25 protein-coding genes are annotated in these 23,959 nt (G+C 62.9%); 14 read left to right on the top strand and 11 right to left on the bottom strand.

Features of this window, described 5'->3' with window-relative positions:
- Positions 1–37: 37 nt before the first annotated feature.
- Together ACMDCR_RS14615 and ACMDCR_RS14610 are read right to left on the bottom strand one after the other, a co-directional pair.
- On the bottom strand, positions 38–1,249 hold the full coding sequence (locus ACMDCR_RS14615; RefSeq protein WP_413993205.1) for an FAD-dependent oxidoreductase: 1,212 nt from the start codon (positions 1,247–1,249) through the stop codon (positions 38–40).
- Entirely contained in the window at positions 1,249–1,485 is a 237-nt protein-coding gene (locus ACMDCR_RS14610) for an Lrp/AsnC ligand binding domain-containing protein (RefSeq protein WP_413993204.1), read from the bottom strand. Before ACMDCR_RS14610 ends, ACMDCR_RS14615 begins: the two co-directional genes overlap by 1 nt.
- Positions 1,486–1,667: 182 nt before the next feature.
- Between ACMDCR_RS14610 and purL the strand changes: the two genes are divergently transcribed.
- The 3 genes from purL to grxD all read left to right on the top strand — a co-directional run bounded on the left by purL (position 1,668) and on the right by grxD (position 4,597).
- A complete protein-coding gene (gene purL / locus ACMDCR_RS14605; RefSeq protein WP_413993203.1) occupies positions 1,668–3,890 on the top strand; it encodes a phosphoribosylformylglycinamidine synthase subunit PurL in 2,223 nt (740 codons plus the stop codon).
- A gap of 16 nt (positions 3,891–3,906) precedes the next feature.
- The gene (locus ACMDCR_RS14600) at positions 3,907–4,137 is read left to right on the top strand and encodes a BolA/IbaG family iron-sulfur metabolism protein (RefSeq protein WP_413993202.1); all 231 of its coding nucleotides are present in this window, start codon (positions 3,907–3,909) and stop codon (positions 4,135–4,137) included.
- A gap of 118 nt (positions 4,138–4,255) precedes the next feature.
- Complete coding sequence (grxD, locus tag ACMDCR_RS14595; RefSeq protein WP_284316656.1) at positions 4,256–4,597, top strand: Grx4 family monothiol glutaredoxin; 342 nt, start codon at positions 4,256–4,258, stop codon at positions 4,595–4,597.
- Between the two features lie 132 nt (positions 4,598–4,729).
- Here grxD and ACMDCR_RS14590 read toward each other — a convergent pair whose 3' ends face one another.
- Positions 4,730–5,635, bottom strand: coding sequence for a DMT family transporter (locus tag ACMDCR_RS14590; RefSeq protein ID WP_413993201.1), 906 nt, complete (start codon positions 5,633–5,635; stop codon positions 4,730–4,732).
- Between the two features lie 87 nt (positions 5,636–5,722).
- Here ACMDCR_RS14590 and ACMDCR_RS14585 point away from each other — a divergent pair, with 87 nt between their 5' ends.
- Positions 5,723–6,649, top strand: coding sequence for a LysR substrate-binding domain-containing protein (locus ACMDCR_RS14585; RefSeq protein ID WP_413993200.1), 927 nt, complete (start codon positions 5,723–5,725; stop codon positions 6,647–6,649).
- Positions 6,650–6,670: 21 nt separating this feature from the next.
- Here ACMDCR_RS14585 and ACMDCR_RS14580 read toward each other — a convergent pair whose 3' ends face one another.
- Both ACMDCR_RS14580 and rpsD read right to left on the bottom strand, forming a co-directional pair.
- The gene (locus ACMDCR_RS14580; protein ID WP_413993199.1) at positions 6,671–7,309 is read right to left on the bottom strand and encodes a glutathione S-transferase family protein; all 639 of its coding nucleotides are present in this window, start codon (positions 7,307–7,309) and stop codon (positions 6,671–6,673) included.
- A 428-nt stretch (positions 7,310–7,737) separates the two neighbouring features.
- Positions 7,738–8,355 (bottom strand): 30S ribosomal protein S4, encoded by a 618-nt coding sequence (gene rpsD / locus ACMDCR_RS14575; protein WP_413993198.1) that lies wholly within the window; start codon positions 8,353–8,355, stop codon positions 7,738–7,740.
- Between the two features lie 306 nt (positions 8,356–8,661).
- On the opposite strand from rpsD, the gene ACMDCR_RS14570 reads away from it, so the two are divergent.
- The gene (locus ACMDCR_RS14570; RefSeq protein WP_413993197.1) at positions 8,662–9,027 is read left to right on the top strand and encodes a hypothetical protein; all 366 of its coding nucleotides are present in this window, start codon (positions 8,662–8,664) and stop codon (positions 9,025–9,027) included.
- A gap of 10 nt (positions 9,028–9,037) precedes the next feature.
- Here the strand turns inward: ACMDCR_RS14570 and murI are convergent, their stop codons facing one another.
- The 3 genes from murI to ACMDCR_RS14555 form a co-directional block, all read right to left on the bottom strand.
- Complete coding sequence (murI, locus tag ACMDCR_RS14565) at positions 9,038–9,859, bottom strand: glutamate racemase (protein ID WP_413993196.1); 822 nt, start codon at positions 9,857–9,859, stop codon at positions 9,038–9,040.
- Positions 9,860–10,087: 228 nt separating this feature from the next.
- Positions 10,088–10,588: a CYTH domain-containing protein gene (locus ACMDCR_RS14560; protein WP_413993195.1), complete on the bottom strand. Its 501-nt coding sequence runs from the start codon at positions 10,586–10,588 to the stop codon at positions 10,088–10,090.
- 164 nt (positions 10,589–10,752) lie between these two features.
- Positions 10,753–11,499, bottom strand: coding sequence for an RNA methyltransferase (locus ACMDCR_RS14555; RefSeq protein WP_413993194.1), 747 nt, complete (start codon positions 11,497–11,499; stop codon positions 10,753–10,755).
- A gap of 210 nt (positions 11,500–11,709) precedes the next feature.
- On the opposite strand from ACMDCR_RS14555, the gene ACMDCR_RS14550 reads away from it, so the two are divergent.
- The 8 genes from ACMDCR_RS14550 (at position 11,710) to ACMDCR_RS14515 (ending at position 19,234) form a co-directional block, all read left to right on the top strand.
- A complete protein-coding gene (locus tag ACMDCR_RS14550) occupies positions 11,710–11,958 on the top strand; it encodes a hypothetical protein (RefSeq protein ID WP_413993193.1) in 249 nt (82 codons plus the stop codon).
- Between the two features lie 65 nt (positions 11,959–12,023).
- Entirely contained in the window at positions 12,024–12,668 is a 645-nt protein-coding gene (locus tag ACMDCR_RS14545; RefSeq protein WP_413993192.1) for a glutathione S-transferase family protein, read from the top strand.
- Positions 12,669–12,784: 116 nt separating this feature from the next.
- Positions 12,785–13,996, top strand: coding sequence for an NADP-dependent isocitrate dehydrogenase (locus ACMDCR_RS14540; RefSeq protein ID WP_413993191.1), 1,212 nt, complete (start codon positions 12,785–12,787; stop codon positions 13,994–13,996).
- Between the two features lie 125 nt (positions 13,997–14,121).
- Positions 14,122–14,589: a RidA family protein gene (locus ACMDCR_RS14535; protein ID WP_413993190.1), complete on the top strand. Its 468-nt coding sequence runs from the start codon at positions 14,122–14,124 to the stop codon at positions 14,587–14,589.
- 312 nt (positions 14,590–14,901) lie between these two features.
- On the top strand, positions 14,902–16,152 hold the full coding sequence (locus ACMDCR_RS14530) for a GNAT family N-acetyltransferase (protein ID WP_413993620.1): 1,251 nt from the start codon (positions 14,902–14,904) through the stop codon (positions 16,150–16,152).
- A 4-nt stretch (positions 16,153–16,156) separates the two neighbouring features.
- Complete coding sequence (locus tag ACMDCR_RS14525) at positions 16,157–16,573, top strand: HIT family protein (RefSeq protein WP_413993189.1); 417 nt, start codon at positions 16,157–16,159, stop codon at positions 16,571–16,573.
- 249 nt (positions 16,574–16,822) lie between these two features.
- Positions 16,823–17,401 (top strand): hypothetical protein, encoded by a 579-nt coding sequence (locus ACMDCR_RS14520; protein ID WP_413993188.1) that lies wholly within the window; start codon positions 16,823–16,825, stop codon positions 17,399–17,401.
- A 351-nt stretch (positions 17,402–17,752) separates the two neighbouring features.
- Positions 17,753–19,234, top strand: a complete 1,482-nt coding sequence (locus tag ACMDCR_RS14515) for a DEAD/DEAH box helicase (RefSeq protein ID WP_413993187.1) — start codon at positions 17,753–17,755, stop codon at positions 19,232–19,234.
- 63 nt (positions 19,235–19,297) lie between these two features.
- On the opposite strand, the gene mce is transcribed toward ACMDCR_RS14515, so the two are convergent.
- Both mce and ACMDCR_RS14505 read right to left on the bottom strand, forming a co-directional pair.
- Entirely contained in the window at positions 19,298–19,702 is a 405-nt protein-coding gene (gene mce / locus ACMDCR_RS14510) for a methylmalonyl-CoA epimerase (protein WP_413993186.1), read from the bottom strand.
- The gene (locus ACMDCR_RS14505; RefSeq protein WP_413993185.1) at positions 19,699–20,826 is read right to left on the bottom strand and encodes an anhydro-N-acetylmuramic acid kinase; all 1,128 of its coding nucleotides are present in this window, start codon (positions 20,824–20,826) and stop codon (positions 19,699–19,701) included. The genes mce and ACMDCR_RS14505 overlap by 4 nt, the downstream gene beginning before the upstream one ends.
- Positions 20,827–20,922: 96 nt before the next feature.
- Here ACMDCR_RS14505 and tyrS point away from each other — a divergent pair, with 96 nt between their 5' ends.
- Positions 20,923–22,164 (top strand): tyrosine--tRNA ligase, encoded by a 1,242-nt coding sequence (gene tyrS / locus ACMDCR_RS14500; protein WP_413993184.1) that lies wholly within the window; start codon positions 20,923–20,925, stop codon positions 22,162–22,164.
- A gap of 928 nt (positions 22,165–23,092) precedes the next feature.
- Here the strand turns inward: tyrS and pssA are convergent.
- Entirely contained in the window at positions 23,093–23,956 is an 864-nt protein-coding gene (pssA, locus tag ACMDCR_RS14495) for a CDP-diacylglycerol--serine O-phosphatidyltransferase (RefSeq protein WP_413993183.1), read from the bottom strand.
- Positions 23,957–23,959: the final 3 nt, after the last annotated feature.

Raw genomic sequence — 23,959 nt, 5'->3', positions numbered from 1 at the left:
GGCTTGGGCGCCTGATACGGCGAAAACATCGGCGCCCTCACCTCTCGGGCGAGCCGATATGCTCGGGCCGTACGCCCATGCCGATGAGGCGTGCGGGAATGCGGCGCAAGATGGGAAATCGCCCAAGGAGGCGCAGGAACAAGGGTGGTTTCAGCGCCTGATTGCTGGAGAGCACCGCGCTGATGACGCGGTTCTGCACTTGGACCTGCCCCCATTGCGTTGCCTTGGTCGGCCATTCACGCCTGCGCTGCAAGGCCGCAAGATCGGCATCGGTCACAGCGCCCTCGCGCAATTTGGCATGCAGCAGATTGGCGGTGGCGACTGCATCCTGGATGGCGAGGTTGATGCCGATACCACCGACGGGCGACATGGTATGCGCGGCGTCGCCGATGCACAGCAGGCCTGGCCGATGCCATCGCCTGAGGCGGTCGACGCTCACGGTCAACAGCTTGACGTCGTCCCAGCCGCGAATCTCCTCGGACCGTGCCTCCAGGCCTGAGAGGCTGGCCAGCTTCCGGCGGAACATCGCCAGACCCGCCTGCTTCACCCTGTCATAGCCGCCCTTGGGAATGACATAGGCGCATTGCCAGTAATCGCCGCGATTGAGCATGACCAGGATGGCGCCTGAATCGAAGCGTCCGAGCGTCTGAGCCGGATCGCTGTCGCGCCGCGACAGGCGCATCCAGAGCACGTCCATCGGCGCGCCGATATCGAGCACCGAAAGGCCCGCCTGATCGCGCAGGATGGAGTGACGTCCGTCGGCTGCGATGGTGAGGGGAGCGCGAATCTCGAAGGCGCCCTGCGGGCCATGGGCACGCACGCCCTCGATGCCGTTCTTGCTCTCGATCAGGCCAGTCGCCTGAGTCCTTAACAGCAAGTGGAACCCCGGATAGCGCTCGCCTTGCGAGGTCAGGAAGTTGAGAAACTCCCACTGTGGCATCAGCACCAGGAATTTGGAACGGGTCGGCAGGTGCCGGAAATCCGCCATCGGTATCACCTGATCGCCGACCTGGCCCGCCAGTTCTTCGACCTTGTCATGCGGCAGCTTCAGGAAGGCCTCCATCAGGCCTAGTTCATGCATTAGCTCCAGCGTCGAGGGATGGATGGTGTCGCCGCGAAAGTCCCTGAGGAAATCGGCATGCTTTTCAAGGACGATCACCTCGACGCCGGCGCGCGCCAGGAGCAGGCCAGCCATCACGCCGGCTGGCCCACCGCCAACGATGCAGCACTGGGCGGTGACTACGGTCATCAGAAAGCCCGGAACGTCAGCGTGGTGCGGGTATCGGCGATGCCGGGAATGACCTGGACCTTCTCGCCAACGAAATGGCCGATGTCGATATCATCGTTGACATAGAACTTGGCCAGGATGTCGTAATCGCCGGCAGTTGAATAAATCTCTGAGGCGATCTCCGCCTCGGCGAGCGCACTGGCCACTTCATAGGTGCGGCCGAGCTGGCATTTGATCTGCACGAAAAATGTGCGCATTCCCGCTACTCCCAGACTGCTCTTTGCTGCTTGAAAACACAGGGATGCCAACAAAGTTGCAGTGTCAATGTGGAACGAGCGCGTTCAACGCGATCAATGGTTTACATTCGGAGCGGATCCCCCTATCGCCTCCCGTAAACGAGCGCGCAGGCACGCGCGCAGCATCAGGAGCTCGACGCGGCATGTCCGTCCACGCAGAACCCGCCATTACCCCGGAACTCATTGCCCAGCACGGGCTGAAGCCGGATGAATATCAGCGGATCCTGGACCTGATCGGGCGCGAGCCGACCTTCACCGAACTTGGCATCTTCTCGGCGATGTGGAACGAGCATTGCTCCTACAAGTCTTCGCGCCTGCATCTGAAGAAACTGCCCGTCACGGGAAAATGCGTGATCCAGGGTCCGGGTGAGAATGCCGGCGTGATCGATATCGGCGACGGGCTCGCCGCCGTGTTCAAGATGGAGAGCCACAACCACCCCTCCTATATCGAGCCCTATCAGGGCGCGACCACGGGCGTGGGCGGCATCCTGCGCGACGTCTTCACCATGGGCGCCCGTCCCATCGCCTGCATGAACGCCCTCTCCTTCGGCGCGCCGGACCATCCCAAGACGCAGCATCTCGTCTCCGGCGTGGTGGCCGGCGTCGGCGGCTACGGCAACTCCTTCGGCGTGCCGACGGTGGGCGGCCAGGTGCGCTTCCACACGCGCTATGACGGCAATATCCTGGTCAATGCCTTCGCTCTCGGCCTCGCCGAACAGGACAAGATCTTCTACGCCAAGGCGACGGGTGTGGGGAATCCGATCGTCTATCTCGGCTCCAAGACCGGCCGCGACGGCATCCACGGCGCCACCATGGCTTCGGCCGAATTCGACGACAAGTCGGAGGAGAAGCGCCCCACCGTGCAGGTCGGCGATCCCTTTGCCGAGAAGCTGCTGCTTGAAGCATGCCTCGAACTGATGAACACCGATGCCATCATCGCCATCCAGGACATGGGCGCTGCCGGCCTCACCTGCTCTGCGGTCGAGATGGGCGCCAAAGGCGACCTCGGCGTCGAGCTCGACCTCGACAAGGTGCCGGTGCGAGAGACCGGCATGACGGCCTATGAGATGATGCTGTCGGAGAGCCAGGAGCGCATGCTCATGGTGCTCAAGCCCGGCAAGGAGGAAGAGGCCGAGGCGATATTCCGCAAATGGGGACTGGACTTCGCCATTGTCGGCAAGACCACGGACGATCTGCGCTTCCGCATCTTCCACAAGGGTGACCTCAAAGCCGACCTGCCCATCAAGGAACTGGGCGATGAGGCTCCGCTCTATGACCGCCCCCATGTCCCCTCGCCGAGGCAGCCGGTGCTCGACGCCAGCACACTGAAGGCGAATGTCACCCTTGGCGAGGCGTTGCTGAAGCTGGTCGGTTCGCCCGAGCTCGCCTCCAAGCGCTGGGTCTACGAGCAATATGATCACCTGATCCTCGGCAATTCCATCCAGACGCCGGGCGGCGATTCGGCGGTGGTGCGCGTGCACGACGGGCCGAAGGGCCTGGCCATGACCTCCGACGTGACGCCGCGCTATTGCGAGGCGGATCCGGTCGAGGGCGGCAAGCAAGCCGTGGCGGAAGCCTGGCGCAACATTTCGGCCGTCGGCGGCCTGCCGCTCGCCGTGACCGACAACCTCAATTTCGGCAATCCCGAGCGGCCCGACATCATGGGCCAGTTCGTCGGCTGCCTGGAAGGCATCGGCGAGGCCTGCCGGGTGCTCGACTTCCCGATCGTCTCGGGCAATGTTTCGCTCTACAACGAAACCAATGGCCGCGGCATCCTGCCGACCCCGACCATTGGCGGTGTCGGCCTGGTGGACGACGTCGCGGTGACCGCCTCCATCGCCTTCAGGGCCGAGGGTGAAAAGGTTTTGCTGGTGGGTGAGCCGGGCACCTGGCTCGGGCAGTCGATCTGGCTCAACGAAATCCTGAAGCGCGAGGAAGGCGCCCCTCCGCCGGTCGACCTTGCGGTCGAGAAGCGCAATGGTGATTTCATCCGCGGCCGGATCCGTTCGGGTACTCTGAAGACCTGCCACGACATCTCCGATGGCGGACTGCTGGTCGCCGTCGCCGAAATGGCGATGGCAAGGGGTATCGGCGCTGACCTCTCGAAGGCGCCGCAGGGCGACCAGCCGCACGCCTTCTGGTATGGCGAGGATCAGGCCCGTTATGTCGTGGCCCTGACCGCGAGCGAAGCCGAGGCCTTCGTCAAGGCGGCCGATGCTGCGGGCGTGCCCGTAACCGCGCTGGGCACAACCGGCGGCAATGCCTTGATCCTGCCCGAAGGCAGGCCCATTCTGGTGTCGGCGCTCAACGAACGCCACGAGGCCTTCCTGCCCGAATTGATGGGCGCCAAGCGCGCAGCCGCCTGAGAAGGGACCATTCCGTATGCCGATGCCGGCCGCCGATATCGAAGCGATGATCAAGGACAGCTTCCCCGACGCCAAGATCGAGATTCGCGATCTTGCGGGGGATGGCGATCACTATTCAGCCACGGTGATTACCGAGGCCTTCCGCGGCAAGTCCCGCGTGCAGCAGCACCAGATGGTTTATGCCGCGCTCAAGGGCAAGATGGGCGGCGTGCTGCATGCTCTCGCGCTCTCGACCAGCGCGCCCTGATGTCTATGCCGCGGCGCAAAATATGTTAGGCTGAGGCCTGACATTGCGCTTCGGCATGCTTACATGCTCAGCATTGCTTCCTCAATCGAGATTGAACCCAAGAAATCGAGATAGACCCATGAGTGATATCGCCTCTTTCATCGAGAATGAGATCAAGTCCAACGACGTCGTGCTCTTCATGAAGGGCAACAAGGCGTTTCCGATGTGCGGCTTCTCCGGCCAGGTCGTACAGATCCTCGACTATCTTGGTGTCGACTATAAGGACCACGACGTCCTGCAGAATCCGGAACTGCGCAGCGGCATCAAGGATTTCTCGAACTGGCCGACGGTGCCCCAGATCTATGTGAAGGGCGAATTCCTGGGCGGCTGCGATATCGCCCGCGAGATGTTCCAGTCGGGCGAGCTCGTGACCTACTTGCAGGAAAAGAACATCCCGGTGAAGGCGCCCGCGCGGGTGTGATCCTGGGAGCGCGGACGTCGTCGTCCGCTCTTGAACCGTTGCTCTAAACAAGAACGGCGCCACCGATCCGGTTGGCGCCTTTTTACTTTTGTGCTGTGGCTCAGGAGCGGACGAGGACGTCTGCGCTCCCAGCTACCTCCCCCGCATCACATTGACAATCACCACGCCGAAGATCGCCATCGCACCGCCGATCAGTCCCGCCACTGTCGGCGCCTCGCCGAGCCATAGGAAGCCGATCAAGGTGGCAGTCGGCGGCACGCCATAGAGGAAATTGGCGGCGCGGCCGGCCGGAAGGCGCTTCAGGGCGATTGCCCAGGTCACGTAGCCGATCGCCGTGGGAAACAGCACGAGATAGGCGACGTTCCACTTCACTAGCGCCGGCGCGGCGGCCAGGGCCTTCACCGTCTCCGGCACGGCCGGCAGCAGGGGGATCGAGCCGAGCAGCATGATCCAGGCCGTAACCGCCAGCGCCGGAAGACGCTTCAGCAAGGGTTTCTGCATGATGCTCGCTACGGCGGCGCAGATGGCGGCGCCCAGAATCAGCACGGCGTTCGGGTCGAAACTGAAATCGCCATCCGCTGCCGCGGCGATCACCGCTACACCGCCGAAGGATACGGCGGTGCCAATCCAGCCCCACAGGCCGAAGCGTTCGCCCAGCACCATAAGCGCGATCAGCGCCGTGAACACCGGCATGGTGTTGATGATGAAGCTGGCAGGCCCCGCCGGCACTGTTTGCTCGCCGGTGTTGAGCAGCGCGGCATAGACGGTGATGAACAGCACGCCGGCAACGCCGAGGCGAATGAAATCCCGTCCGCTCGGCAAAGGCGGACGCACAATCACGAGATAGGCCGCTCCCAGGAGGCCTGCAGAGACGTAACGAGCGGCAGCGAGTTCGATCGGCGTCAACGGCCCAAGGCAGACGCGGATCACGGCGAAGGACGATGCCCAGAACAGGATCGTCACCAGGATCGCCCCGAAGGCAATGAAGTCGAATCCGCTCTTTTTCTCGGCTATCGACTCGCTCGCAACAGCACTCATCGTCATCTCCAGCAACCTTTTGTCGTCGCTGGGGTAGGCCTTGGATGCGTGCTTGAAAAGCACCGCAATCGATGATCAAATGTGCGCATGGTTCACAGCTCTCCTTCCCTTCCGCCGCTCGACACGCTCGAGACCTTTGCGCGCGCGGCTCGGCTCGGCTCCTTTTCGGCTGCGGCAGAGGAGAGCGGTATCACACATGGTGCGGTATCCCGCCAGGTCTCCCGGCTGGAACGCTGGATGGGCGTGCGCCTGTTCGAGCGGGCGGCACGCGGGGTCAACCTGACCGCCGAGGGCACGCGCTTTTTCGCACGGGCCGAAGAGGCTCTCGCCCTGCTCGGCAACAGTGGTGAGCGCTGGTCCCCCAAGCGCGGCAAGGCGGTGGTGCGCCTCTCGGTGACACCCTCCGTGGCCTCGCTCTGGCTCTTCCCGCGGCTGCAGCGCCTCGAAGGGCATGACATTCATCTCGAACTTTTCCTGGAGCATCGCCTCGCGGATCTCGGCGAAGGGACGGATCTCGCGGTCCGGTGCGGGAAGGGGCCATGGGCAGGCGTGCGCGGCCAGCACCTGTGGCACGAACGGGCCTTTCCGATCGCCACCCCTACCTTGGCCAAACGCCTGGCCGGACGCATGACGGCTGAGGCCCTTCTGGAGTTGCCGATCCTGCATGATTCGAACATCGAAGGCTGGCGGCGCTGGCTGGCGCCTGAGGGCATCGACTACACACCCCGCGGTCAGGACCGGCGCTTCGAGGATTACAACATCGTCATCGACGCCTGCTGCCAGGGCCTCGGCATCGCACTGGCGCGACCACCCCTGGCGTCAGCGGCGCTGGAAACCGGGCGGGTGGTGGCGGTTTCCGACCGAACGATCGATTATCACGTCGCTTTCCACCTGATCCGCTCCGATGATGCACTGCGGGCGCCGGCGGCAGAGTTCGCGCGCCGCTTCCTGCGCGAGGCCGGGCACGACGAGGCGGCGATCGCGGCCTTCACCGCGCCGGGGAGGAAGGGGTAGCCGGAAGCGCCGGCTTTCCAGTCAGTTCTCCTGCGCCCCGAAATGGCGGCGCCAGATCGGTGCGACGAGGGGACGGTTGGCGACATTCTCGCTGATGCGCGTCAGCTTGGGGCATTCCTTCGAGCGCCATTCAGCGCCGATGGCCCAGTTGCTGATAGCGGCGATGGCGAGATCGATGGCTGAGAAGCCGGACAGCAGGAAGCTGCCTTCGGAGCTTGCCGCCTGCTCGACGAGCAGCCAGCGCTCGCGGATCCGGTGGCGTACGCGCGAACGCATGGCCGTCTCGGCCGTCTCGGGCGGCGCGAAGCGCAAGGGATAGTCGTAGACTTCGATGAGCGGGTAGATTTCGGCAGCCACATGGATGAGCCAGCGCAAAGCGTGGCGTCGATCCGGCGCGTCGAGCGCCGGCAGCAGGTGGGCCTGGGGGTGGGCTTCGGCGAGCGACATCAGGATGGCGGCTGACTGCACGATGGTGGTGCCATCCTCGAAGCGGAGAGCCGGAATCTTTCCAAGGGGATTGATCGCCAGATATTGAGCGTGGTGCTGCTCATCCTTGGTCAGATCGATATCGATCAGGTGAACCTCCTGCCCCGCTTCGGCCAAGGCGGCCTCGATCATGAAAGAGCCGGAATCCGGTTCGCCCCAAAGCGTGTAACCCATGCAGACCTCTTAGCATTGACCCGCCGGAGAGGTCGTCAGCCTGTCCGCGGCAAGCATGCGCAACGACGGTTCCCGCCCTGCTGTATTGTTTGCCAATGCAAAGCGCGCTTAAGCGTAAACGCTGCGTTGCCTTAGCTCATTGCTTCAACGCGTCTTTGCGATTCCTACCGATTCCGTCAAATCGCAAAACGCCTTAGTTTTTGCGCGACAGCCCCTGCCGCTTTCTTGCTTGTTTCGCCGGCTTTGTCTGGCAAGACCATACGCACCTGAGCCGGCTTGTCTCATGATCTTTTTGCAATACGGCCATCCCGATTTGCTGACCGTCTGGACAAGAGATCCTGTTCTTCACGCGTTACTTGGCTGGCTGGGTTCCAAAAAGAAAGGCCGCCAACGCGGCGGCCCTTCAGCGATGTTTCGTGATGGACAGATCAGCGCGAGTAGAATTCGACGACGAGGTTCGGCTCCATCTGGACCGGATAGGGCACGTCCTGCAGTGTGGGCACGCGGACATACTTGGCGCTCATCTTGGAGTGATCGGCCTCAATGTAATCGGGAACGTCACGCTCGCCAGAAGCAACGGCCTCGAGCACCAGCACGAGCTGCTTGGACGCTTCCTGGACCTCGACGACGTCGCCCGGCTTGACCTTGTAGGACGGCACGTTGACGCGGCGGCCATTGACCTTGATATGGCCATGGTTGACGAACTGGCGGGCGGCAAACACGGTCGGCACGAACTTGGCGCGATAGACCACAGCATCCAGGCGGCGCTCGAGCAGGCCGATCAGATTGGCGGACGAGTCGCCCTTCAGGCGAAGCGCTTCCTGATAGGTCTTGCGGAACTGCTTCTCCGAGATCGAGCCATAATAGCCCTTGAGCTTCTGCTTGGCGCGCAGCTGCGTGCCGAAGTCAGACATCTTGCCCTTGCGGCGCTGGCCATGCTGGCCCGGGCCATATTCGCGACGGTTGACTGGGGACTTGGGACGGCCCCAGATATTCTCGCCCAAACGGCGATCGATTTTGTACTTAGCGGCGTGGCGCTTCGACATTCGCGTCCTCTATGGTTTGCGAAGTTTATGAGGAACGCGCCCTCCTCTCCCCCTGCCGGCAAACGCTGGCAGACCGGGCGACAGATATCCGCTTGGCGGATATCGCGGGAGCGTAAAACATCACGCGGGACCAAAAGGCCCCGCGTGATGGCGGTCACTTAGTCGAAACTGGCGGATGTGTCAATTCGGTAAAGGGACACGACGCCCTTCCAATTGGAGAACCATCCCCCGTTGGTGCGTATCCGGGGTAACTCGACATGCTTTCGGCCTCTCTGATATCCCATTGGCAGGAATTGGAAGACCACCATGAAACTCGCCTGCCTGTCCGCCGCCTGCCTGCTCGCCCTCACGACCATGGCTTCCGCCGAGGAGCCGCTCACCAGCTATGACGCCCGCCTGAGCGCGCAGGATCACTTCAACTCCAGTGGCGAGCGCCTCACCAGCGTGGCCGCGATCATCCGCCAGGACCGGGCGAATTACTATGTCTATGGCAACCGTGATGCCGAGGACGAGGGCGACAGTTTCTTTGCCGACAAGGCGAACCGGGAAAGGCTGGAGGAATTCCTCGACAATGGCCGCATCAGCACCTCCGCCCAGAGAGCAATCCTCAACGGTTCACCGCTCATCCATGTCGATGTCTACAGGCGTTTCATTGTCGTGACGGTGGAGTGAACAACGCGTCTCAGTGCCAATGAGGCGGCATTGCCTCGACGGCCATGGTGGGCAGCCCGCGCTCCAGGAAAGCCCGTCGCAGGTCGTCGGTGACCGTCGCGCCACTGGTGAAGATGGCCGTTGCGTCCGCCGGAATCGTCCTCGGCGGTACCGGTCCGGCAAGATCGGCCGCACGGCGGGCGATGGCCGGCGCCGGATCCAGCCAGGTCACCGGCCACGGCGCCAGGCGCTGCATCGTCTCCAGCAGCAAGGGGTAATGCGTGCAGGCGAGCACCACCACATCGGTGCGCTTGCCGTCCCTGTCGACGAAGCAGGGCGCGATCTCCTCGATTACCGAAGCGTCCTCCACCGAGTATCCCTTGAGATGGGCTTCGCAGAGCGCCGCCAGGCCAGTCGCGCCGACGAGTTCGACCTCGATGCCCTTGGCGAAGGACTGAATGAGTTGGTGCGTATAGTCGCGCTTCACCGTGCCTGGAGTCGCAAGGATGGCCACCCGGCCGGTCCGGGTCAACGCCACCGCAGGCTTGATCGCCGGCACCGTGCCAACGAAAGGGATGGAGAAGCGGCTGCGCAGCGCCGGCAGCACCAGGGTCGAGGCCGTGTTGCAGGCGATCACCACCAGGTCGGGCTGGTGGAGCGGGATCAGGCGGTCCATGATCTCAACGACGCGGGCAATCACCACGTCCTCGGGCAGCCGGCCATAAGGAAAGACCGCATCGTCGGCGGCATATATAAAATTGGCGCCCGAAAGCGCCGTTCTCAATTCTGAAAAGACGGTGAGGCCGCCGAGGCCTGAATCAAAGACGAGGACAGTTGGAGTGCGGCCAGACATGACCGCAACTCCATAAACCGTGCCAGCCAGAAGGTCGACCCCCAAAGGACCTGTGCCTTTGCGGGGCTCTCCCGATTGATCGAAACCAATAAGGTCCAATCGCTGCATATCGAATTGCCCGTACGCACTACCCAACCGGGCGCACGTCCATAAAAGCCCAGATGAGTGAATGAAGCGTTTCCATCGCGATCTTTTTTTGATCCCAAAGCGGCACGCTTGCCGCGGACTTTACAACAGTGCCTCCGCCATGAGGGTTTCATCGCCCCAGGTCGTATATGGAAACCGCGCCAGGTTGGAATTGCCATAGCGCCGGTCACCCGTCACCTCCAGGCCGGCCCAAGGCGGGATGGCCACCTTCTGGGCTTCGTACGCCAGTTCCACCTCGGCGACGACCAATCCGGTATTGGCGCCGGTGAAGACATCCACCGCCCACAGCGTGCCCTCATACGTCACATCGTAGCGCGTCTTGGCGATCAGTGGTTCGATGCTGAAGCACTTGATGATTTCCAGCGCATCGGCCTTGGGGATCTCATATTCGAACTCATGGCGTGTCATCACGCCCGGCTCGCTCTTCAGGGTGATGAAGCCCTGCTCGCCGAACACCCGGATACGGGCGCGCAGCAAAGGCGTACGGCAGAAATAGCCCTGGCGGATGGGAGCGGAGGCCTGCACAAGCTCGCGCCAGGACTCATCGCGAACGAGGAATTTGCGCTCGATCTCCAAAGCCATGGGACACCTGCAGATGGACGATGGCTCTACAGGGTAGCGAGCCTTTGTGACAGGTGTTTCGCGGGGTGAGAACGGAGCTTCCGTTCGTCATTACGGCGCAGCGAAGCAATGACGGGTGCTTCTGTCACTTCAATGAACAAAGCAAGCGCCCGGCCTGCGGCCTCTCAGTCCCGCTTAATGCGCGTGCCCTGCCGTCCGCCCACCAGCGAGGCGACGGCGCCACGCATGGTCTGGACGTCCTGCTCGGTCATCTCCAGCCGATGCCAGATGTTGCGGAAATTGCGTACCATCACTTCGCGTTTTTCGGGAGGATAGAAGAAGGAGACGGCATCGAGTTCCTTCTCCACATAGTCGAAGAAGGCGAGCATGTGCTCACGCGTCGCGGGTGGGGACGAGCGCGTCGGGGCGATGGGCGCCTTGCCGCCTGAGATCAGCTTCCACCACTCATAGCCGACCAGAAGCACGGCCTGCGCCAGATTGATGGAGGTGAAGGCCGGGCTGACCGGAAAGGAAATGATGGCATCGGCCAATGCCACATCATCATTGGAAAGGCCCATCCGCTCGGGCCCGAACAGGATGCCCGAGCGCGCGCCCTCACCGGCCAGCGCCTGCATCTTCTGGGCTCCCTCGTCAGCGGCGAAGATGTCCTTCATCTGGCCGCGCTCGCGGGCCGTGGTGGCGAAGACATAATTGAGGTCGGCGATCGCCTCTTCAGTCGTCTCGAACAACTTCGCATTGTCGAGCACGGCAGAGGCGCCGGAGGAGGCCTGGCGTGCTCCCTTCTTGGGCCAGCCGTCGCGTGGGGAGACGAGGCGCATCTCGTTTAGGCCGAAATTCATCATGGCGCGGGCGCACATGCCGATATTCTCGGCGAGCTGGGGGCGGACCAGGATCACGGCGGGAGGCGTCACGGCTGCTCTCTTGTTCGAAACGGCGATTCCCGCTCCATACCGCCCTTCACCGGCGCGGTCGATCCCTGTTCCCGGGAACATTCCTGTTCCCGGCGAAACACCCCTGCCCGGCCTTTCCAGGTCGGCGTGTGATACCGCACTGTCGCCCCGGATCGGCGGGGATAGGGTCCTGTCATCGACGAGGGCACAACGCCCGCAAATTGGAGGACCATGACGATGCGCAAGATGCTCCTTACCCTCGCTTTCGCTGCCAGCGCGCTCACCGCGGCCACCACCGTGTCCTTGGCCGACGATTGCGACTACGGCTATTCGAACGGCTACAGCAGCTATTCCAACTCCCATCGCGTGACCCAGACCTACAGCCGCACCACCTATTATGATTGCCGGACGGTGAGCTACCGGGTCTGGGACGATTATTCGCAGACCTACGTTTACCGCACCCGCGAAGTCTGCAACTGAGCCGGGCTGGTCAAATCCACCTTCCCTGCTACCCTGCCGGCCCCGACATGCACAGGACCGGCGCCATGAGCGAAGATCTCGTTCTCTATACCCATCCGATGTCACGCGGGCGGATCGCCCGCTGGATGCTCGAGGAAGTCGGCCAGCCCTATCGCGCCGAGATCCTTGCCTTCAATGCCAGCATGAAATCGGCCCACTATCTCGCCCTCAATCCGATGGGTAAAGTACCGGCCATTGCGCACAAGGGCACCATCGTTACCGAATGCGGGGCGATCTGCGCCTATCTCGCCGATGCCTTTCCGGAGGCGAAATTGGCGCCGCCGCCAGGCAGCCCCGCACGCGGATCCTACTACCGCTGGATGTTCTTTGCCGCCGGCCCGGTGGAAGCCGGTGTCACCAACAAGGCCCTCGGATTCGAAGTTCCGGCCGGGCGAGAGCGCATGGCTGGCTATGGCCGCTATGGCGACGTGATGGACACGCTCGAATTCGCCGTCACGCAGAACGAGTTCATTGCCGGCGACCAGTTCACTGCCGCAGACGTCTATTTCGGCTCGCAGATCGGCGCGGGCCTTGCCTTCAAGACCATCGAGCAGCGCCCGGCGTTCCAGGCCTATTGGCAGCGCCTCGCCGACCGGCCCGCGGCGGTTCGGGCGCGTGAAATCGACGATTCCCTGATTGCCGAAATGAAAAAGGCGCAGCCCGCCCATTGAGGCGCTTTTGATACCGCTGCGGCAAAAATTGCCGCAGCCGAGGGCCGCCCAACTTCCCCCGCTGCAAACGCGGTGCTATAGCGCGCCATATTTCCCCTAAAAATGAGGCGTGCACGATGGCGAAGATCAAGGTGGCCAATCCGGTCGTCGATATGGACGGCGACGAGATGACCCGGATCATCTGGCAACAGATCAAGGACAAGCTGATCTTCCCTTATCTCGACCTCAAGCTCGATTATTACGACCTCAGCGTCGAAAACCGCGACAAGACCCGGGACAAGGTCACCGTGGAGGCCGCCGAAGCCACCAAGCGCCACGGCGTTGCGGTCAAATGCGCCACGATCACGCCGGATGAAGCCCGCGTTAAGGAGTTCAACCTCCAGGAAATGTGGAAGTCGCCCAACGGCACCATCCGCAACATCCTCGGTGGCGTGATCTTCCGCGAGCCGATCATCTGCAGGAACGTGCCGCGCCTCGTACCGGGCTGGACCCAGCCTATCGTCGTGGGCCGCCATGCCTTCGGCGACCAGTATCGCGCCACCGATTTCCGCTTTCCGGGCAAGGGCACGCTGACCATCAAGTTCGTCGGCGAGGACGGGACGGTGATCGAGAAGGAAGTCTTCAAGGCCCCCGGCGACGGCGTGGCGCTTGCGATGTACAACCTCGATGAATCGATCCGGGAATTCGCCCGCGCCTCCTTCAACTACGGTCTGGCGCGCAATTTCCCGGTTTATCTGTCGACCAAGAACACCATCCTCAAGGTCTATGACGGCCGCTTCAAGGACATCTTCGCCGAAGTCTTCGCCAACGAATTCAAGGCCGAGTTCGACAAGCGCAAGCTGACCTATGAGCACCGCCTGATCGACGACATGGTGGCCTCGGCCCTCAAGTGGTCGGGCGGCTATGTCTGGGCATGCAAGAACTATGACGGCGACGTTCAGTCCGACATCGTGGCGCAGGGTTTCGGCTCGCTCGGCCTGATGACTTCGGTTCTGCTCAGCCCCGACGGCAAGACGGTGGAAGCCGAAGCTGCCCACGGCACGGTGACCCGCCACTACCGCGAGCACCAGAAGGGCAAGGAAACCTCGACCAACTCCATCGCTTCGATCTTCGCCTGGACCCGGGGTCTCGCCCACCGCGCCAAGCTCGATGACAATGCAGAACTCGCCAAGTTTGCTTCGACACTGGAGAAGGTCTGCGTCGATACGGTGGAGTCCGGCTTCATGACCAAGGACCTCGCCCTGCTGGTCGGGCCGGACCAGAGCTGGTTGTCGACAACGGGATTCCTCGACAAGGTCGACGAGAATTTGAAGAAGGCGATGGCCTGAGCTGGGAGCGCGGACGTGGCTGCGTAATTTGCGCAGCAAATTGTCGCGACGGCCGCTCTTCCATTGTCGTTAAACACACCGTTTCATAGAGCGGACGAGGACGTCCGCGCTCCCAGGAACTCCCCATGTCCATCATCGACACCCGCCTCGCCGAACTCGGCATCACCCTTCCTACCCCAGCGGCCCCGGTTGCCAACTATGTCGGCACGGTGCGCACCGGCAATCTTCTCGTCATCTCCGGCCAGCTCTGCTTCGATCGCGAGGGCAAACTCGCTGCCACCGGCAAACTCGGCACCGGCACGGTCACGGTTGAGGATGCCCATATTGCCGCGCGCCACTGCGCCATCAATATTCTGGCCCAGATCAAGGCGAGCGTCGGTTCCCTCGACAAGGTCGTGCGGGTGGTGCGCCTCGGCGGTTTCATCGCCGCCACGCCCGAATTCACCACCCACCCGGTCGTAATGAACGGCGCATCGGATCTGATGGTGCAGGTCTTCGGCGACAAAGGCCGCCATGCCCGCTCGACTGTAGGCGTGCCTTCGCTGCCGCTCGACTCGACCGTCGAGGTCGAAGCGCTGATCGAGGTTGAGTGATAACCGACGTAGGCGCCGGCGTAGTGCGGCCTGGTCGCTGACTTCGTCAGATGAGGTGCGCCAGACGCGGAGTGGCAGTCTGCGACTGCCATCTTCCTTTCCAGCAAGCGCTTGGTTTCCAAGATTGGCGGTCGGAGACCGCCACTCCAATCGGGCGCCTCTGCTTGCAACGGAGGCGCCTGCGGCCAGGCAGTTCTTCTCATCCCAATCTTGCCTCTTGCCTGATCACGCCTAAATGATTGGCAAGGGGGCACCGCGGCCTCGACCGCGCGCCGCCGCCCTTTATAGTGAGCAAGCAATAGTCGAGGGATACTGGCCTTGAGCGATATCGGCTTTACGATCAAGGTTGCCTCCTCGATCGAAGCCATCGGGCGTGACAATTGGGACCTCTGCGCCAATCCCATGCGGGCATGGCCGCAGCAGGATCGTGGTGGCGCCAATGGAACAGCCTTCTTCGATGGCGAAGCGGCGGCCCCCGATCCGGTCGCGGAGCACTTCAATCCCTTCATCGCCTATGACTTCCTGCAGGCGCTCGAGGCAAGCGGCTGTGTCGGCCAGCGCAGCGGCTGGACTCCACTGCATCTGGTCGCCGAGCGTCCGGACGGCCGCCTCGCCGGCATCATGCCCGCCTACGGCAAGACGCACAGCCAGGGCGAATATGTGTTCGACTGGGGTTGGGCCGATGCCTATGAGCGGGCCGGCGGGCGCTATTATCCAAAACTCCAGGTGAGCGTGCCGTTCACGCCGGCCACCGGACGGCGCTTTCTCCTGCGCCCTGGCGAGGATCGGGAAGAGGTGTCCGCCGCGCTGGTCGCCGGCGCCAAGGCGACGCTGCGCTCGATCGGTGGTTCGTCCATCCACACCACCTTCATCGGCCATGACGACTGGCAATGGCTTGGCGACCAGGGCTTCCTGCAGCGCACCGACCAGCAGTTCCACTGGATCAACGAGGGCTATGCCAGCTTTGAGGATTTCCTTGCCGCCCTCGCCTCGCGCAAGCGCAAGACCATCAAGCGCGAGCGGCGCGATGCGCTGGCCAACGGCATCACCATCGAGCATCTCACCGGCGACACGATCACCAAGGAAGCCTGGGATGCCTTCTATTCGTTCTATACCGATACCGGCTCGCGCAAATGGGGCCGGCCCTATCTCAACCGCAAATTCTATACGCTGATCGGGGAGACCATGGCCGAGCATGTGCTGCTGGTGATGGCCAAGCGCGAAGGGCGTTATATCGCCGGCGCAATCAACTTCATCGGTTCCGATACGCTCTACGGCCGCAACTGGGGCTGCATCGAGGAGCACCCCTTCCTGCATTTCGAGGTCTGCTATCATCAGGCCATCGATTTCGCCATCACGCACGGCCTCAAGCGTGTCGAGGCGGGCGCGCAGGGCGAACACAAGCTTGCGCGCGGCTACCGGCCGGTTACAACCTATTCCGCCCACTACATCGCCGATCCCGGCCTGCGCCGCGCGATCGACGACTACCTCGCGCATGAGCGTGCACAGGTGGCGGCCCATCACGAAGCCCTCGACGAGGCAGCGCCCTTCAAGAAAGGATAGCGGCATGACCGCTTACGATCCCGACAACATCTTCGCCAAGATCCTGCGCGGCGAGATTCCGAACCATACGGTCTACGAAGACGAGGATACCCTCGCCTTTCTCGACATCATGCCCATCGTCGACGGTCACACGCTGGTGATCCCCAAGAAGCCGGCGCGCAACATCTTCGATGTCGAGCCGGAGGATCTCGCTACTCTCGTCAAGGCGGCCCAGAAGGTCTCGCTCGCGGCCTGCAAGGCCTTCGGTGCCGACGGCCACACCCTGCGCCTGCATTCGGAAGCCTCCGGCGGCCAGGAAGTGCCGCATATCCACTTCCACCTCCTGCCGATGAAGACGGGCGTGCCGGTGCGCCCGCGGACGATGGCGGATCATAGCGTGCTGGCCGAGCATGCGAAGAAGATCCGGGAGATGCTGAAGTAGCGCCGGAGGAGCGCCTCCCTGGAGCGCGGACATTTTGTCCGCCTCCTGGAAACGCTGACATCACAATAGGGGCACGCACCTCGACGTTTTACCCTTTCCTATGTCGCTGGCGGTTCAAGAGGCGGACAAGATGTCCGCGCTCCCGCGAAAAATTTCTTACCGACCGATTCGCCTTGGCAAGCCTTTCTTCACCATCACGCGCAATAGTGGCTGTCACTGATTTGCGTTGCGTTGTGTCTGGAGTTGAAAATGTTGCTTGCGAGTGCTGTCGATATTTCCATCGGCTGGCTTTGGCATATCGCCTACCGGGCCCGCCGGCATTGGAAACTGAAGCGTGAAGGCGCGCTCATTGCCGCGGGCTTCGTTGCCTTTGTCGGCGTCATCGATACGGCGCGCTCGCTGTATTCGGGCCATCAGACCGCCACGGCGCAGACGGCGACGATCACGATGCCGGCTCCTGGGGTGGCTTCGCAGCCGGTGGTCGCGAGCACGGCTCCGGCGGCGGCCGCTCCCGCTGCCACTGCGCAGCAGCCAGTTGGCAGCACTGTGCAGGCCTATTCGGATCCGAATTCGCCGCAATTCCCGATCATCCAGGACCAGACGGGCTCGATAGACCAGGGCGACCCTGTCGAGACCATCCTGCCGATGGATCCAACGGCCCAGAAGGACGACCCGATCGCCCGCAAGATCAATGAGCGCTTTGGCGATGCGGCCGAAGCCCCGGCAACCCACAAGGCCAGGCCGAAGCCGGTCAAGACGGCCGCCAGCAAGCCGGCCAAGTCAGCGAAACCCGCCAAGAAGCCGGCAGACGACCCTTCCATGGACTGAGGCCACAACACAAGCAACGCCGAAGAAGGTGGGCCCTGCCCGCCTTTTTTGTTTTCGACTCAGGCAACGAGATGCCTGCCCCGGTCACTTCTCCTCCTGCTTCTCAACCTTGCCTTCCTTATGGGCAGTCTCGTAGCGCTGTCGTCCAACTCTGCGCATCCAAAGAAAAAGCGGGTAAATAACTAGAAAAAGGCCTGTTTTTGGCCCTAAACCATTGACAATTCCACTTTCACCCCTATGTTCGCGGCATCCAAGCCTCCTTGATGAGGCCGTGTGGATTATCCGTGCGGCGATGCGAGCCGCCCTCTGCCGTCCGATGGGGGCGGCCTCTGTTGGTTCGACATTCCCGCAATGAGCTTTACTGAACTCGGTCTTTCTCCCAAGGTCCTCGCCGCTGTGGAAGCAGCGGGTTACACAACGCCGACTCCTATCCAGGCGCAGGCCATTCCTCATGTGCTGCAGCGCCGCGACGTGCTGGGCATCGCGCAAACGGGCACCGGCAAAACTGCCGCCTTCACTTTGCCCATGCTGACGCTGCTGGAAAAGGGCCGCGCCCGGGCCCGCATGCCGCGCACGCTGATCCTCGAACCCACCCGCGAACTGGCGGCGCAGGTTCAGGAAAACTTCGACCGCTACGGCACCAATAGCGGTCTCTCGGTGGCCCTTTTGATCGGCGGCGTCTCCTTCGGTGACCAGGACGCCAAGATCACCCGCGGGGTCGATGTGCTGATCGCCACCCCCGGCCGCCTGCTCGACCACGTCGAGCGCGGCAAGCTCCTCCTCACCGGGGTCGAGCTTCTGGTGATCGACGAAGCCGATCGCATGCTCGACATGGGTTTCATTCCCGACATCGAGCGCATCTGCAAGCTGGTGCCCTTCACACGCCAGACCTTGTTCTTCACGGCGACGATGCCCTCCGAAATCAAGCGCATCACCGACCAGTTCCTGCACAATCCGGTGCAGGTGGAAGTTTCCCGCCCCGCCACGGCCGCCACGACGATCATACAGGCTCTGGTGCACACCCGTTCGGGTCCGGCTGAAAAGCGCATCACGCTGCGCCGCCTGATCCGCTCAGCCGAGAATCTTCAGAACGCCATCGTCTTCTGCAACCGTAAGTCGGAAGTCGCCATCCTGCATAAATCGTTGGTGAAGCATGGCTTCGGCGCTGTCGCCCTGCATGGCGACATGGACCAGCGCTCGCGCATGGCGGCGCTGGAAAGCTTCCGCAATGGCGAAATGCCCATCCTCGTCGCCTCGGATGTCGCCGCCCGCGGTCTCGACATTCCCGAGGTCAGCCACGTCTTCAATTTCGACGTACCCGTCCATGCCGACGATTACGTCCACCGTATCGGCCGCACCGGACGAGCCGGCCGAGCCGGATGGGCCTTCAGCCTGGTTGCTTCCACTGACGGCAAGCATGTCTCGGCGATCGAGGCGCTGACCGGCAACAAGATCCCCTTCACGAGCGACCCGCCGCCGATCGAAGGTGATGCCGAGGAAGAGATTTCGGAGCGCCCGCGTCGTGGCCGCCGTGAGCGCGGTGGCAAGAAGGACGAGGGCGAGCGCTCACAACGCGCCAAGCCGCATGACGCCAGGCCGGCGCGCGAGCCCAGACCCGAGCGCGAGCCCAGACCCGAGCGCGAGCCGCGGCCCGAGCGCGAAGTCGCGGAAACGCCCCGTGCCGCCCGCCAGGCGCCTGCGCCACAGCGCCCTCCCGAGCAGCATCGGCCGCAGCGGCGTCGGCATGATGACGATGACGGGCCGGTGGTGATCGGCCTCGGCGATCACGTGCCTTCCTTCCTGCTTAACCCGATCCGCCGCAAGAGCGGCTGAGGCTGGGAGCGCGGACGTCCCGACGACGCTCAAGAGAGTGTCGTCGGGACGTCCGCGCTCCCATCAAGCCTGCTCCAGTTCCACCAGCGTCCCGGAAAAGTCCTTGGGATGCAGGAACAGCACCGGCTTGCCGTGCGCGCCGATCTTCGGCTCGCCATCGCCAAGCACCCGCGCGCCGGCCTGTTTCAGGCGATTGCGCGCGGCGAAGATGTCGTCAACCTCGTAACAGATGTGGTGCATGCCGCCGTCCGGGTTCTTCTCCAGGAATTTCGCGATCGGCGAGTTGGAGCCAAGCGGCTCGAGTAATTCAATCTTGGTGTTGGGCAGCGTGATGAACACAACCGTCACGCCATGTTCGGGCAATGGCTGCGGCGCAGAGACATCGGCGCCCATCGTGTCGCGATAAAGCGCTGAAGCGGCAGCGAGATCGCGCACGGCGATGGCGACATGGTTGAGGCGTCCGATCATGCGCGGAGCCGGCTCTGACCTGGCGTCGCCAGCACGCCACCCGTCAGCGCCCGCGGCACTCCGGTGCTGGAGGGGAAGGTCAGCGGCAACCCCTTCAGTGAGCGCACAGCGAGATAGGCGAAGGCCTGGGCCTCCATCATGGACGCCGACCAGCCGAATTCATCCGCGGTGCGGACGGTTGCGCCGGTTTCCTCGCGCAGGAATTTCAGGATGGCGGGGTTGCGCGCGCCACCTCCGCTGACGATCCAGAGTCGGGCTTCGCGCGGCAGCCATTGCCGCGCCGCGGCGGCACTACGGGCCGTGAAGGCGGCAAGGGTCGCTGCCGCGTCGCGGGTCGAAAGAGCCGCCACCGCCTCGCGTGAGAAGGCGTTGCGGTCGAGCGATTTCGGCGGCTTTTCCTGAAAGAAGGGATGCGCCATCAGCGCGGTGAGCATCTCCTGGTTCACCTGTCCTGCCAGGGCGTGGCGGGCGTCCTGGTCCATGGTGACGCCGTTGCGCTCGAGCATGAGATCATCGATCAAGGCATTGGCCGGACCGGTGTCGAACGCGACGGGATCGTGCCCCTCGGCGATGTAGGTGATGTTGCCAACGCCACCGAGATTGAGGACGGCGACGGGGCCGGCGAGCTTGCCCGCACGCACCAGCGCCTGGTGATAGACGGGCACCAGCGGGGCGCCTTGACCACCCTCCGCGACATCGGCGGCGCGCAAGTCATAGACAACGGGAATGCCAAGACTGTCGGCCAGAGCCTGACCGTCACCGATCTGCACCGTCAGGCGCTCATGCGGGCGATGCAGCACGGTCTGCCCATGGAAGCCGACGACGTCGATATCTTCGGGCAGGAGATCATGCTCCTTCAAGAAATCGGAAATGATGTCGGCGTGCTTGCGGGTGATCAGCCGCTCGGCCGCGTCGAGCACGCCTGGGCGTTCCGTCCGCTTCTTCATCGGCAAGGCATCGGCGAGAGCCTGGCGCAGCAGAGCGCGCTCCTCGTCCGTATAGGCGAGTTCGACCGAGGCGCCCATCCGCACCACGCCCTCGCCATCGGTCTCGACCAGGGCGGCATCGATGCCGTCCATTGAAGTGCCGGACATCAATCCGAGGGCCGTCAACATCGTCTTCATGCGCAATCTGCCTCGATTTCAAGCCTGGACTGTACCAAAGCGCGTCCAAACCTGATAGACGACACGCCCCGACTTCGCCGATCGAAAGTTTCTGTCATGACTGCGTTAAAATCCGATTTCCTGCGTATCCTCACCGAGCGTGGCTACATCCATCAGGTTTCGGATCTGGAAGGCCTCGACGATGCAGCCTCCAAGGGCCAGCTCACGGCCTATGTCGGTTATGACTGTACGGCGCCTTCCCTGCATATCGGCTCGCTCATCTCGATTATGATGCTGCACTGGTTTCAGGAGACCGGCCATCGGCCGATCACGCTGATGGGTGGAGGCACCACGCGCGTGGGTGATCCCTCGGGCAAGGACGAGACGCGGCGCATCCTTACCGTCGAGCAGATCGACGAGAACAAGCTGAGCATCCAGAAGGTGTTCTCCAAGCTGATCGATTACCAGGGGGACAGGGCCCTGATGATCGACAATGCCGAATGGCTGACCAAGCTCAACTATATCGACATGCTGCGCGACATCGGCCGGCATTTCTCGGTCAACCGCATGCTGTCCTTCGATTCGGTGAAACTCAGGCTCGATCGCGACCAGGAGCTTTCCTTCATCGAATTCAATTACATGATCCTGCAGGCCTATGATTTCGTTGAACTTTCTCGGCGTCACGGCTGCGTCCTGCAGATGGGCGGCTCGGACCAGTGGGGCAACATCATCAACGGCATCGATCTCGGGCGGCGCATGGGCACGCCACAGCTCTACGCCCTTACCTGCCCGCTGCTGACCACCTCCTCCGGCGCCAAGATGGGCAAGACCGCCTCCGGCGCCGTCTGGCTCAACGAGGACATGCTGTCGGCCTATGACTACTGGCAGTACTGGCGCAACACCGAGGACGCCGATGTCGAGCGCTTCCTGAAGCTGTTCACCACGCTGCCGCTCGATGAGATCGCCAGGCTTGCCGCGCTGGGCGGGGCCGAGATCAACGAGGCCAAGAAGCGCCTGGCCACCGAGACGACCGCCCTGCTCCATGGCCGCGACAAGGCCCTGGCGGCGGAGGAAACCGCGCGCAAGACTTTCGAGGAAGGCACGCTGGCGACCGACCTGCCGAGCTTCGAGCTCCCGGGACTCAGCGCGGGCGTCGGCGTGCTCAATGCCTTTGTGCTGGCCGGGCTGGTGCCCTCCACCAGCGAGGCGCGCCGGCAGGTCGCGAGTGGTGGCTTGAGGGTCAACGATGTCATCGTCACAGACCCAAAGGCCGTGCTCGGCTTGGGCGATGTGACGGCCGATGGCGTGATCAAGCTCTCGCTCGGCAAGAAACGTCACGTCCTGGCGAGGCCGATCTAGAGCGTTTTGTGTTTTGACGGAATCGGCAAAACGCAAAGACGCGTCTGAAAATAGAGAGTAAGAGCAAAGCAGCGTTACCACCTAGACGCGCTTTGCTCTAAGGGGTCGCCAAAAAGCAAGTGAATCGGAAAGCCGGTGTTCAGAGAACAGGAGAGGTGCGGCGCTTGAAGCCCTTGTTCCTGAGCGATCCCTTGGTTGCCTGGTCAAAACACCGGTCAGCGGCCGGATCAATTTGACAACACCCTGCCCGGCATCCTCCTCCGCCGATGACCCAGGCGTTGGATTGCGTTGGACAAAGAGGAAACAAAATTGGACTTTCGTCCATTCCCATGCTTTCCTCTTTCCCGGAACGAAGCGTCAGCAGCCGGCGAAGGAACAACCCGGCTCCGAACCTTCCATCCACCCGATGCCTATCCAGGCGATAGGTGCGCGGCGGTCCTGCTTCCTTCGAAGCCGGCCTCCAGGGTGACGAGCGGGACAGACGGGATCGGCACCCCATGGAAGTGCCCTGCGATCCCTGGACGGAGCGTGAAGGGCTTGAGCCCGGCAACGCCTTCGTCCCTCCTCCCGCCGATGCGGTGAAGACGGCTGATGCCACCGTCCGGCCAGGACGGACGTCGCTCAGCCCCTGTGCCGAGCCGGCTGGCTCGGGTTCGGATGGTCCGTGCCATCCGCTCCAGGCTCGCCTCCGCCTTCAGAAGGCGGAAAAACGGGTGGCCTTGCATGCTTTGTCAGCGTGCCGGGCCGCCGGAACGGGGCGATGGCGGCTCACATCGACAGTGCGGCCTGCATCTTCCATGATCCTGCTTTCACGGCTGCCCCGCAGCCGCCATCGCCCGGTCTCCTCATCAACCCAGCCGGAAACGGCGTGGGAACGAGAGCGCTTGCGAATTGCGGTGCGAAAGCAGCGGGCGCGAGAGCCCATCCGTCATTGGTTAGCGGCGCCACCTTCCCCGCCTTGCGGAGAAGGCTTCCCCGCCGCCTGCTCTTGCGCAAACTGCCAGGCCCTGGCCTGCCGGCGGTAATAAACGACGCCGAAAGGGATGGTTGCCAGATAGATCAGCGTGATCGCCGTCAACGTCTCCCAGGGATTGAAGGCCAACAGGAGCACGACCACGACTGCAACCACGAAAATCGGCAGCACCCACTCCCGCGGTATGCGGGTGCCGAGTTTCTTGCCCGAGAAGGTCGGGATGGTCGAGATCATCAGGAAGGCGATGAGCAGCACATAAGCGAGCTCGAACATCGCGTGGCTGGGCTCATGCGTCAGCCCCAGGAAGCTGAGATAGATCGGCAGCAGCACCGTACAGGCGCCCGCAGGAGCCGGCATGCCCGTGAAGAAATTGGCCTGGAAGGGCGGCCGATTCGGTTCTGCACTGGTGACGTTGAAACGCGCCAGACGCAGCACCATGCAGATGGCAAACACCAGCGAGCCGATCCAGCCGAGCGACCTCAAGTCGTGCAGGCCCCAGAAATAGAGCACGATGCCGGGCACCACGCCGAAGTTGACGAAATCGGCCAGCGAATCGAGTTCTGCCCCGAATTTCGAGGTGCCCTTGAGATAACGCGCCACGCGCCCATCGATGCCGTCGAGCAAGGCCGCGACTACGATACAGCCGATCGCAAGATCGAGCTTGTTCTCGATGGCAAGGCGTATGGCGCTCATGCCCGCGCAGAGCGCGAGCAGCGTAATGACGTTGGGGATGAGCACACGGAAGGGAATGGCGCGCCGCCCCCACCCCCTTCTCGGATCCGGGCTCTGTGGCTGGAATGGCGGAAACAGCGGATCCATGGG

Origin of the sequence: Labrys okinawensis (assembly GCF_047345005.1) — a bacterium.
Lineage (GTDB): Bacteria > Pseudomonadota > Alphaproteobacteria > Rhizobiales > Labraceae > Labrys > Labrys okinawensis.
This window is presented reverse-complemented; position numbering and strand designations above follow the sequence as displayed.

Coding starts and splice junctions, on each gene's coding strand:
- ACMDCR_RS14505 (WP_413993185.1), bottom strand. CDS start 20,826: ATGAAGACGATGTTGACGGCCCTCGGATTGATGTCCGGCACTTCAATG.
- ACMDCR_RS14550 (WP_413993193.1), top strand. CDS start 11,710: ATGACGATGCGCAAGATGCTCCTTACCCTCGCTTTCGCTGCCAGCGCG.
- ACMDCR_RS14545 (WP_413993192.1), top strand. CDS start 12,024: ATGAGCGAAGATCTCGTTCTCTATACCCATCCGATGTCACGCGGGCGG.
- pssA (WP_413993183.1), bottom strand. CDS start 23,956: ATGGATCCGCTGTTTCCGCCATTCCAGCCACAGAGCCCGGATCCGAGA.
- ACMDCR_RS14515 (WP_413993187.1), top strand. CDS start 17,753: ATGAGCTTTACTGAACTCGGTCTTTCTCCCAAGGTCCTCGCCGCTGTG.
- murI (WP_413993196.1), bottom strand. CDS start 9,859: ATGTCTGGCCGCACTCCAACTGTCCTCGTCTTTGATTCAGGCCTCGGC.
- ACMDCR_RS14520 (WP_413993188.1), top strand. CDS start 16,823: ATGTTGCTTGCGAGTGCTGTCGATATTTCCATCGGCTGGCTTTGGCAT.
- ACMDCR_RS14585 (WP_413993200.1), top strand. CDS start 5,723: ATGGTTCACAGCTCTCCTTCCCTTCCGCCGCTCGACACGCTCGAGACC.
- ACMDCR_RS14600 (WP_413993202.1), top strand. CDS start 3,907: ATGCCGATGCCGGCCGCCGATATCGAAGCGATGATCAAGGACAGCTTC.
- purL (WP_413993203.1), top strand. CDS start 1,668: ATGTCCGTCCACGCAGAACCCGCCATTACCCCGGAACTCATTGCCCAG.
- rpsD (WP_413993198.1), bottom strand. CDS start 8,355: ATGTCGAAGCGCCACGCCGCTAAGTACAAAATCGATCGCCGTTTGGGC.
- ACMDCR_RS14535 (WP_413993190.1), top strand. CDS start 14,122: ATGTCCATCATCGACACCCGCCTCGCCGAACTCGGCATCACCCTTCCT.
- mce (WP_413993186.1), bottom strand. CDS start 19,702: ATGATCGGACGCCTCAACCATGTCGCCATCGCCGTGCGCGATCTCGCT.
- ACMDCR_RS14540 (WP_413993191.1), top strand. CDS start 12,785: ATGGCGAAGATCAAGGTGGCCAATCCGGTCGTCGATATGGACGGCGAC.
- ACMDCR_RS14610 (WP_413993204.1), bottom strand. CDS start 1,485: ATGCGCACATTTTTCGTGCAGATCAAATGCCAGCTCGGCCGCACCTAT.
- ACMDCR_RS14580 (WP_413993199.1), bottom strand. CDS start 7,309: ATGGGTTACACGCTTTGGGGCGAACCGGATTCCGGCTCTTTCATGATC.
- ACMDCR_RS14615 (WP_413993205.1), bottom strand. CDS start 1,249: ATGACCGTAGTCACCGCCCAGTGCTGCATCGTTGGCGGTGGGCCAGCC.
- tyrS (WP_413993184.1), top strand. CDS start 20,923: ATGACTGCGTTAAAATCCGATTTCCTGCGTATCCTCACCGAGCGTGGC.
- grxD (WP_284316656.1), top strand. CDS start 4,256: ATGAGTGATATCGCCTCTTTCATCGAGAATGAGATCAAGTCCAACGAC.
- ACMDCR_RS14560 (WP_413993195.1), bottom strand. CDS start 10,588: ATGGCTTTGGAGATCGAGCGCAAATTCCTCGTTCGCGATGAGTCCTGG.
- ACMDCR_RS14525 (WP_413993189.1), top strand. CDS start 16,157: ATGACCGCTTACGATCCCGACAACATCTTCGCCAAGATCCTGCGCGGC.
- ACMDCR_RS14570 (WP_413993197.1), top strand. CDS start 8,662: ATGAAACTCGCCTGCCTGTCCGCCGCCTGCCTGCTCGCCCTCACGACC.
- ACMDCR_RS14590 (WP_413993201.1), bottom strand. CDS start 5,635: ATGAGTGCTGTTGCGAGCGAGTCGATAGCCGAGAAAAAGAGCGGATTC.